General features: G+C 59.5%; 5 protein-coding genes. 1 reads left to right on the top strand and 4 read right to left on the bottom strand.

All coding sequences use genetic code 11. The features are described 5' to 3' along the window. Window positions 1-57 precede the first annotated feature (57 nt). Both pyc and FAA97_RS13715 read right to left on the bottom strand, forming a co-directional pair. The gene (gene pyc, locus FAA97_RS13720; RefSeq protein ID WP_136599111.1) at window positions 58-3,519 is read right to left on the bottom strand and encodes a pyruvate carboxylase; all 3,462 of its coding nucleotides are present in this window, start codon (window positions 3,517-3,519) and stop codon (window positions 58-60) included. Window positions 3,520-3,619: 100 nt separating this feature from the next. Continuing rightward, the gene (locus FAA97_RS13715; RefSeq protein ID WP_136599110.1) at window positions 3,620-4,357 is read right to left on the bottom strand and encodes a LuxR family transcriptional regulator; all 738 of its coding nucleotides are present in this window, start codon (window positions 4,355-4,357) and stop codon (window positions 3,620-3,622) included. Window positions 4,358-4,625: 268 nt separating this feature from the next. Here FAA97_RS13715 and FAA97_RS13710 point away from each other — a divergent pair, with 268 nt between their 5' ends. Then, complete coding sequence (locus tag FAA97_RS13710) at window positions 4,626-6,371, top strand: glucan ABC transporter ATP-binding protein/ permease (RefSeq protein ID WP_136599109.1); 1,746 nt, start codon at window positions 4,626-4,628, stop codon at window positions 6,369-6,371. Window positions 6,372-6,432: 61 nt separating this feature from the next. On the opposite strand, the gene FAA97_RS13705 is transcribed toward FAA97_RS13710, so the two are convergent. After that, window positions 6,433-7,971 (bottom strand): cryptochrome/photolyase family protein, encoded by a 1,539-nt coding sequence (locus FAA97_RS13705; RefSeq protein WP_206110023.1) that lies wholly within the window; start codon window positions 7,969-7,971, stop codon window positions 6,433-6,435. Continuing rightward, window positions 7,965-8,678 carry an SDR family NAD(P)-dependent oxidoreductase gene (locus FAA97_RS13700; RefSeq protein WP_246041460.1) on the bottom strand — a complete coding sequence of 238 codons (714 nt, stop codon included), beginning with the start codon at window positions 8,676-8,678 and terminating at the stop codon, window positions 7,965-7,967. The genes FAA97_RS13705 and FAA97_RS13700 overlap by 7 nt, the downstream gene beginning before the upstream one ends. Window positions 8,679-8,696 lie beyond the last annotated feature (18 nt).

Genomic DNA, 8,696 nt, shown 5'->3' with positions numbered 1-8,696 from the left:
AAAAAAGACCGCCGGCGATCAAACCGGCGGTCTTTCTGTAAGCGGAGTGTGCTGCGCTCAGGCCGTGTAGGTCACCAGCAGGTCCTTGGCGTCGATCTGATCGCCAACCCGCACCAGAACCTCTGCAATCGTACCGTCGCGATCAGCGTGCAGCGCTGTCTCCATCTTCATGGCTTCGATCGACAGAAGCACATCGCCACTCTTGACGGTCTGCCCGACGGTGACGGCGACTGTGGAGATGACACCCGGCATCGGCGCACCGAGCTGCGCAACATTGCCGAGTTCGGCTTTGCGACGAACGGCACTGCCGGATGCGCCATGAGCTCTGTCCGGCACCTTGATGCGGCGCGGCTGGCCATTCAACTCGAAGAACACGGTGACCATACCCTTCTCGTCGGTATGGCCTATGGCCTGGTTGACGATGACAAGCGTCTTGCCCTTTTCGAGGTCGACAAACAGCTCTTCCCCTGCCGGCAGGCCGTAAAAATACTGCGGCGTCGGTATCACCGAAACCGGACCGTAAGTATCGGCAGCAAGCGCATAGTCGGTGAAGACCTTCGCATACATCAGGTAGGAAGCGAACTCGAAATCGGAGACCTCTCGGCCGAGCTTTTCTTCGATTGCCTTGCGTTCGGCATCAAGATCGGCTGCTGGCAGAAGCGAACCGGGCACTGCCGTATAAGGCTGGTCACCTTTGAGCACTTTCTTCTGCAGCGCTTCGGGCCAACCGCCCGGCGGCTGACCGAGATCGCCCTTCAGCATCGAGACGACAGACTCCGGGAAGGCAATGTCCTTGGCCGGGTTCTCCACGTCGGCCACGGACAGATCCTGGCTCACCATCATCAGGGCCATGTCGCCGACAACCTTGGAAGAAGGCGTAACCTTGACGATATCGCCGAACATCTGGTTGGCATCGGCATAGGCCTGGGCAACCTCATGCCAACGCGTTTCCAGCCCCAGCGAGCGCGCCTGCTCCTTGAGGTTGGTAAACTGCCCGCCCGGCATTTCGTGCAGATAGACTTCGGATGCAGGTCCCTTGAGATCACTCTCGAACGCGGCGTACTGCGTCCGCACAGCCTCCCAGTAGAAGGACAAGCGACGGATCCAGTGCGGGTCGAGCCCCGGATCGCGCTCCGAGCCGCGCAAGGCTTCGACAAGAGAGCCGAGGCAAGGCTGCGAAGTATTGCCCGAGAAGGCGTCCATGGCGGCATCCACGGCATCGACACCAGCGTCAACGGCTGCAAGCACGGTCGCGGCAGCAATGCCGGAAGTATCGTGCGTGTGGAAATGGATCGGCAGGCTGGTTGCCTCGCGCAGCGCCTTGAACAGCACCTTGGCCGCACCCGGCTTCAAGAGGCCCGCCATATCCTTGACCGCGATGATATGCGCACCGGCCTTTTCGAGCTCACCAGCAAGGGCTGTGTAGTAATTCAGGTCGTACTTCGGACGCGCAGAGTTCAGAAGATCGCCCGTGTAGCAGATGGTCGCTTCGCAGAGCTTGTTCTCTTCGATGATGGCATCCATCGACACGCGCATGTTGTCGACCCAGTTCAGGCAGTCGAAGACGCGGAAGAGATCGATCCCGCCCTTGGCTGCTTGGCGGACGAAATACTTCACGACATTGTCGGGGTAGTTCTTGTAACCCACGCCGTTCGCACCGCGCAGCAGCATTTGCAGAAGGAGGTTCGGCGCCGCTTCCCGGACGAGAGCAAGACGCTCCCACGGATCTTCGGTGAGGAAGCGCATGGAAACGTCGAAGGTCGCCCCACCCCAGCACTCGAGCGAAAAGAGGTTCGGCAGCGCCCGCGCATAGGTATCGGCAACGCGCGCGATATCATGCGTGCGCATGCGGGTGGCCAGCAGGGACTGATGTCCGTCACGCATGGTCGTGTCGGTCATCAGGATGCGGCTCTCGTTGCGCATCCAGTCGCCGAACTTCTTCGGGCCGAGCTCATCGAGAAGCTGCTTCGTACCCGGCCTGATATCGGCGTCGATGAACGGCACCAGCGGCTCGGCAGCATCCGCTGGCGGTTTGGGACGGCCCTTCACTTCGGGATGCCCGTTGACGGTCACATCAGCAAGATAGGTCAGAAGCTTCGTGGCGCGGTCCTGGCGCTTCACCTGCTGGAAGAGTTCCGGCGTCGTGTCGATGAAGCGCGTCGTATAGGAATTGTCGCGGAAGCTCGAATGTCCGATGATCGCTTCAAGGAAGGTAAGGTTCGTCGCCACGCCGCGGATACGGAACTCGCGAAGCGCACGGTCCATGCGACTGATCGCTTCCTGCGGCGTGCTGCCAGACGCCGTTACCTTGACCAGAAGCGGGTCATAGTAACGGGTGATGATCGCGCCGGAATAGGCCGTGCCACCGTCGAGCCGAATGCCGAAGCCGGCAGCCGAGCGATAGGCTGTAATGCGGCCGTAGTCGGGGATGAAGTTCTGCTCGGGATCTTCTGTCGTGATACGGCACTGCAGCGCGTGGCCATTGAGACGGATATCTGCCTGCTTCGGCACGCCGGATTCCGGTGTGCCGATCGCGTAACCGTCAAGGATGTGGATCTGCGCCTTGACGATGTCGATGCCGGTCACGACTTCGGTGACCGTGTGCTCGACCTGGATACGCGGATTGACCTCGATGAAGTAGAATTTTCCGGTGTCTGCATCCATCAGATACTCGACGGTACCGGCCCCGATGTAATTGGTCGCTTTCGCGATCTTCAACGAATAGTCGGCCAGTTCCTGGCGCTGGGCCTCGTTGAGATACGGTGCCGGGGCGCGCTCGACAACCTTCTGGTTACGGCGCTGAATGGAGCAATCGCGCTCGAAGAGATGCACCACATTGCCATGCGTGTCGCCAAGGATCTGGCTTTCGACATGGCGGGCGCGCTCGACGAGCTTTTCCAGATAGACTTCATCCTTGCCGAACGCAGCCTTGGCCTCGCGCTTGGCTTCTGTGACTTCGCGGATCAGGTCCTTCGGATCACGGATCGCGCGCATGCCGCGTCCACCCCCACCCCAGGAGGCCTTGAGCATGACGGGATAGCCGATTTCGGCCGCAAGCCGGTGGATTTCGGCTTCATCCTCCGGCAGCGGATCGGTGGCCGGAACGACCGGCACGCCGACGCTGATGGCCAGATTGCGGGCGGCAACCTTGTTGCCAAGCTGGCGCATCGTATCGCTTTTCGGGCCAATGAAAATCAGGCCGGCTTCATTGCAGGCGTCGACAAATTCCGGGCTTTCAGACAGCAGTCCATAGCCCGGATGAATGGCATCGGCGCCGGAGAGCTTGGCAACCCGGATGATTTCCTCGATCGACAGATAGCTCTCAATCGGCCCGAGATCGCGCGACAGATGCGGGCCGCGTCCCACCTGATAACTCTCGTCGGCCTTGAAGCGATGCAAGGCAAGCTTGTCTTCCTCCGCCCATATGGCGACGGTCTTCAAGCCGAGTTCATTGGCCGCTCGAAAAACACGGATGGCGATTTCCGAGCGGTTTGCGACGAGAATCTTGGATATTGGCAATTCGATCTCCCAAAACGATATGCCAGGGCATTGTGCGCCTGCGAAGAGAACTCATAGCGCGTCGTTAAGGGAAGTTCAATTTACCAACTGGGTCCGAGAATCAGGTTACCAGCCCGAGCCGGAATGAAAGTGCCACAACATGCTGGCGGTTCTTGGCATTCAGCTTGTCCTGAATACCGTTCATGTACCAGTCCACCGTGTGGTTCGAGATCTGCAGGATCTTGCTGATCTCGTTCGACGTCAGTCCATCGGCGAGATAGTTCAGCACCTCCATCTCGCGCCGTGTCATTCGCGCTTCGATCTTTTGCGACGCAGCAAGAAGATCCGGGTGCTTGAATTCCAGGAGGCGCCAGTAAGCCTTCTTTGCGACAGCATCGAAGAGGCTCATTTCACTTGGCGAGAGATCAACCGGCTTTCCACCAACGGTGAGGTTGCCCAAGAGACCCGTGCGCCCATGGACCGGGAAAATATAGCCATCAACCAGACCGTAGCGAACACTGTCCGCCAGCATTCGCTCCATGCGCTTGCGATGCGGATCGCTGCGGAAGGCGATCAGCGCATCGCGCCAGCGAAAGCCCATCTGCGCCTGGCCAAGGTGGCGAATGGTCGGGTCGATCAGGACATATTTTTTTGAGATATAGAGCTGCGGCCAGCCTTCCGGCCACCGGCCTGACATCAGGAGGTTCATCGGGGTTTCATTGGGTTTCGGCTGCCTGACGACACCGTAATAATCGAAGCCATAGGCGCGCAGCAGCTTTTCCAGCTCTTGGATGAGCTCGGCGGCCGTTCGGCATTCGTCTGCGACGACGAGAAAATGAAGCAGGTGATTAATGTTCACTTGGACCCCCCAAAATTCGGGATTGAAATATCCTTAAAAAGCCATCCTGGAGACTTTTCACAGTCAATCACGACAATCTGAACAAATATCGTTAAATAGCATTATGGAAAGCTTAATAAATTTGGCGGGTTCTCGCAATGAACCGCCTGACGGCCCCAAGTGCAACATATTGCAAGGTAAAGTCCCAGGCAGTAGGCATCCTGCCAAATCAAATACCATGGACCGACGGGTCCGCTAAAGCGAGCCACGTTTCCGGAGGACGATCCACTTGACGCTCTTGCAGGTCTATTTCAAGGCACTGAAATATCTCGCCCGATACAGGCTGCGCGTGTCCCTCGTTGTGGGCGCAAACGTGGTGCTGGCGGTCATCACGATTCTGGAACCAATTCTGTTCGGTCGCATCATCGACGCCATTTCAGAACAGCAGGATCCAACGAAGATTCTGATCGCCTGGGCAGGCTTCGGCGTTTTCAATACCGTTGCTTATGTGTTGGTGGCACGTCAGGCCGACAGACTGGCGCATGGACGCCGAGCTGATCTTCTCACGGATTCCTTTGCCAAGATCATCTCGATGCCCCTCAGCTGGCACCAGCAGCGCGGCACGTCCAACGCCTTGCACACTCTTCTGCGGGCCGGCGAAACGCTTTTCGGCCTATGGCTCGAGTTCATGCGCACCCATCTTGCCACCGCGGTTGCGCTCACGCTCCTGGTACCAACAGCGTTTTCGATGGATGTGCGGCTGACATCGGTGCTGATTGCGCTCGCCGTCCTCTACATCATCATCGGCAAGACGGTCACCAACCGGACAAAGGCAGGACAGGCCTCCGTCGAGGGGCACTATCACAATGTCTTCTCGCATGTGAGCGACTCGATCAGCAACGTCTCGGTGTTGCACAGCTACAACCGCATCGAAGCCGAAACCAAGGCTCTCAAGACCTATACAACGGAGCTGCTTGCGGCCCAGTATCCGGTACTCGACTGGTGGGCACTGGCTGGCGCGCTCAATCGCATCGCGTCCACACTCTCGATGTTGGTCATCCTGGTGATTGGAACGCTGCTGGTTCAGCAAGGAGAACTGAAGGTCGGCGATATCATCGCCTTTATCGGCTTTGCCGGCCTTTTGATCGGCCGTCTCGATCAGATGATCTCCTTCGTCAACCAGATCTTCGAGGCACGCTCCAAGCTTGAGGACTTCTATAACCTCGAGGACGCTGTCCAGGAGCGAGAGGAGAAGGCGGGCGCCCAGGACGTCAATCAAGTCAGGGGCGACGTCGAATTTCGCGGCGTCAATTTTGACTTCCCCTCGACGACTCAGGGGGTCCGCGACATCAATTTCAAGGTTCATCCCGGCCAGACCGTGGCAATCGTCGGCCCGACAGGTGCGGGTAAGACGACGCTGATCAATCTTCTGCAGCGCGTGCACGAGCCGCAAACAGGTCAAATTCTGATCGACGGCCATGACATCGCCAAGATGACCCGAAAATCGCTCCGCCTCGCCATTGCGACGGTGTTCCAGGATGCAGGTCTGCTCAACCGCTCGATCAAGGAGAACATTCGACTTGGTCGGGAGGACGCAACGGAGGAAGAAATCATCGAGGCCGCAGAAGCGGCCGCCGCTTTGGACTTCATCGAAAGTCGCATGATTGGCTTCGACACGCCGGTCGGTGAGCGCGGCAACCGCCTCTCGGGCGGGGAGCGTCAACGCATCGCAATCGCACGGGCCATTCTGAAGAACGCCCCCATTCTCGTACTCGACGAGGCGACCAGCGCGCTCGATGTCGAAACGGAAGCCCGGGTGAAGCAGGCAATCGACCGTCTGCGCCAGAACCGCACCACCTTCATTATTGCGCACCGGCTTTCGACCATTCGCGAGGCCGATCTCGTGATCTTCCTCGATCATGGCGCAATCGTCGAGATGGGCAATTACGACCAGCTCAGCAGCCTCGGCGGTCGCTTCACGTCGCTTCTGCGCACCAGCGGCCTGATGAAGGAAGAGCCGAGCCCCGCCATCTGACCGGGGCTTGGCCGCGATGCCCCCGAGGCATCTCGCGTAAAAAGAATGGTCGCGTCACGCTTCAGAGATCCTCGAGCGCTTCGAGGATCTTCGATGCGTGGCTGCGGATCGCCTTCTGCTTCAACGGATCCATGCGCCGCCAGGTCGCATACATGTTCGTCAGCCGTGCGTTGCCTGAGAGCCGCTCCGTGTTGCGCGCGAGAAATTCCCAGTACAGCGCGTTGAACGGACAGGCCTTGGGGCCGGTCGTCAGCTTCGGATCGTAAGCGCAACTGCCACAGAAATTGCTCATCCTGTCGATATATTTGCCGCTTGCGGCATAGGGCTTGCTCGCCATCAGACCGCCATCGCCATAAAGCGCCATGCCGAGGGTATTGGGCAGTTCCACCCAGTCATAGGCATCCGCGTAGACGGCCAGATACCACTCGCACACTTCTGACGGCGCAATGCCGGCGAGCAAGGCGAAGTTTCCCGTCACCATCAACCGCTGTATATGGTGCGAATAGGCGTGCTCGATCGTATCGCCCACAGCTTGTGCCATGCAGTTCATCCGGGTTTCGCCGCTCCAGTAGAACCACGGCAGGCCACGCTCGGCCTTCAGATGATTGCGATCGGCATAGCCGGGCATCTCGGTCCAGTAGATACCACGCACATATTCGCGCCAGCCCAGGATCTGACGGATAAAGCCCTCGACAGCATTGAGCGGCGCCCGCCCCTCATACCAGGCTGCCTCCGCTCGTCTGATCACATCGAGCGGCAGGAGGAGGCCGGCATTCACATAAGCGGAGATCAGCGAGTGGTAGAGATAGGGTTCGCCTTCGACCATCGCATCCTGATAGTCGCCGAAGCCGGGCAGGACCTCATCGATGAAATGGGCGAGCTCGCGCTCTGCCTGCGCCTCGGTCACCGCGAAGTGGAAGCTCTCAAGCGTGCCCATGTGCTCGGCGAAACGCGCTTCGACCAGCGAAAGAACCGATTTTGTGATCTCGTCCTTTCGGTGGCTGATCCTCTTCGGCCCTTTGAGGCCAGACGCCGGAGGTTTGCGGTTTTCGGCATCGAAATTCCACTTGCCGCCAACCGGATCATCGCCCTCCATCAGGACGCGATGACGACGGCGCATGTCCCGATAGAAATACTCCATGCGCAGCTGCTTTCGCCCTTTGCGCCAGGCCCTAAAATCGTCGATCGAACAGAGAAAGCGATCGTCCGTCCGGATCTCGACCGGTACGCCGAGCCGCTCGCTCCATGTCCGCATTTCCTCCGCCAGACGCCATTCGCCACATTCGGTTGCGACCACAGCAGTGGCGCCGGTCTCCCGAAGCGCACGGGCCAGCTCGTTTTCCAGGCTCTGCGTGTTCTTGGGATCATCGAGCGTGACGTACCGGACCCGGATACCCTTCTTCTCAAGGGCTTGCGCGAAGTGCCGCATCGCGGAAAAGAGAAAGGCGATCTTCTTCTTATGGTGCTTCACATAGGTCGCTTCGCTCATGACCTCCGCCATCAGCACGAGCGAGGTGTCGGGCTCAAGATCACTCAGCGCCGACAGCGAAGGGCTGAGCTGATCGCCGAGAACGAGGTGGATGCGCGACACGCTCACCATTCGATCGGCTGACCGTCATAGGCGAAAAAGCAGCCCGTATGCGAAGGCTGCAGCCCGTCCAGCGCCGCAAGCATCATGGAAACGCTCTGCACAGCGCTGATGCGCTCATGGCCCTTTGCGAAGCCACCGGAAAACCCCGTGTCGACCGACCCCGGATGCATCGCAACCACGACGCTTGCCGGGCGCTGGCGGGCGATCTCGATGGCCGCGGTGCGCGTGATCTGGTTCAGTGCCGCCTTTGCCGAACGATAGGAGATCCATCCCCCCAGCCTATTGTCGCCGATGGACCCGACGCGGGCCGAAAGGTTTGCGAAGACGCTCTTGCCTTCGCTTGCAAGCAACGGGGAAAAATGCTTGAGGGCGAGTGCGGGACCAATGGCGTTCAGCGCGAATTGCGCGGCCATCGCGCCGGCATCGATGGCCTTGATCGTCTTCTCCGGGCCCGTGCCGTCGATCACCAGAGCGCCCGTCGCGCAAAGGATGAGATCGAACCTCAATCCCGCATCCGAGAACCGGGCCGCCGCAGCCGCGACTGACGCCTCGTCCGTGATGTCGAACCCGTCGCGACTGCGCGACACTTCTTCCACCGCCGCGCAACGCGAATCTGTCCTCAGTGCTGCCGCGAAGGCGCTGCCGATGCCGCCGCTCGCGCCGAGCACGAGAGCGCGGTAACCGGGATTGAGCGACGTCATTCCGGGAAAGTCCATCTGAAACTCCTGCTGGTC

The sequence above is a fragment of the Peteryoungia ipomoeae genome (assembly GCF_004912165.1).
GTDB lineage: Bacteria > Pseudomonadota > Alphaproteobacteria > Rhizobiales > Rhizobiaceae > Allorhizobium > Allorhizobium ipomoeae.
This window is presented reverse-complemented; position numbering and strand designations above follow the sequence as displayed.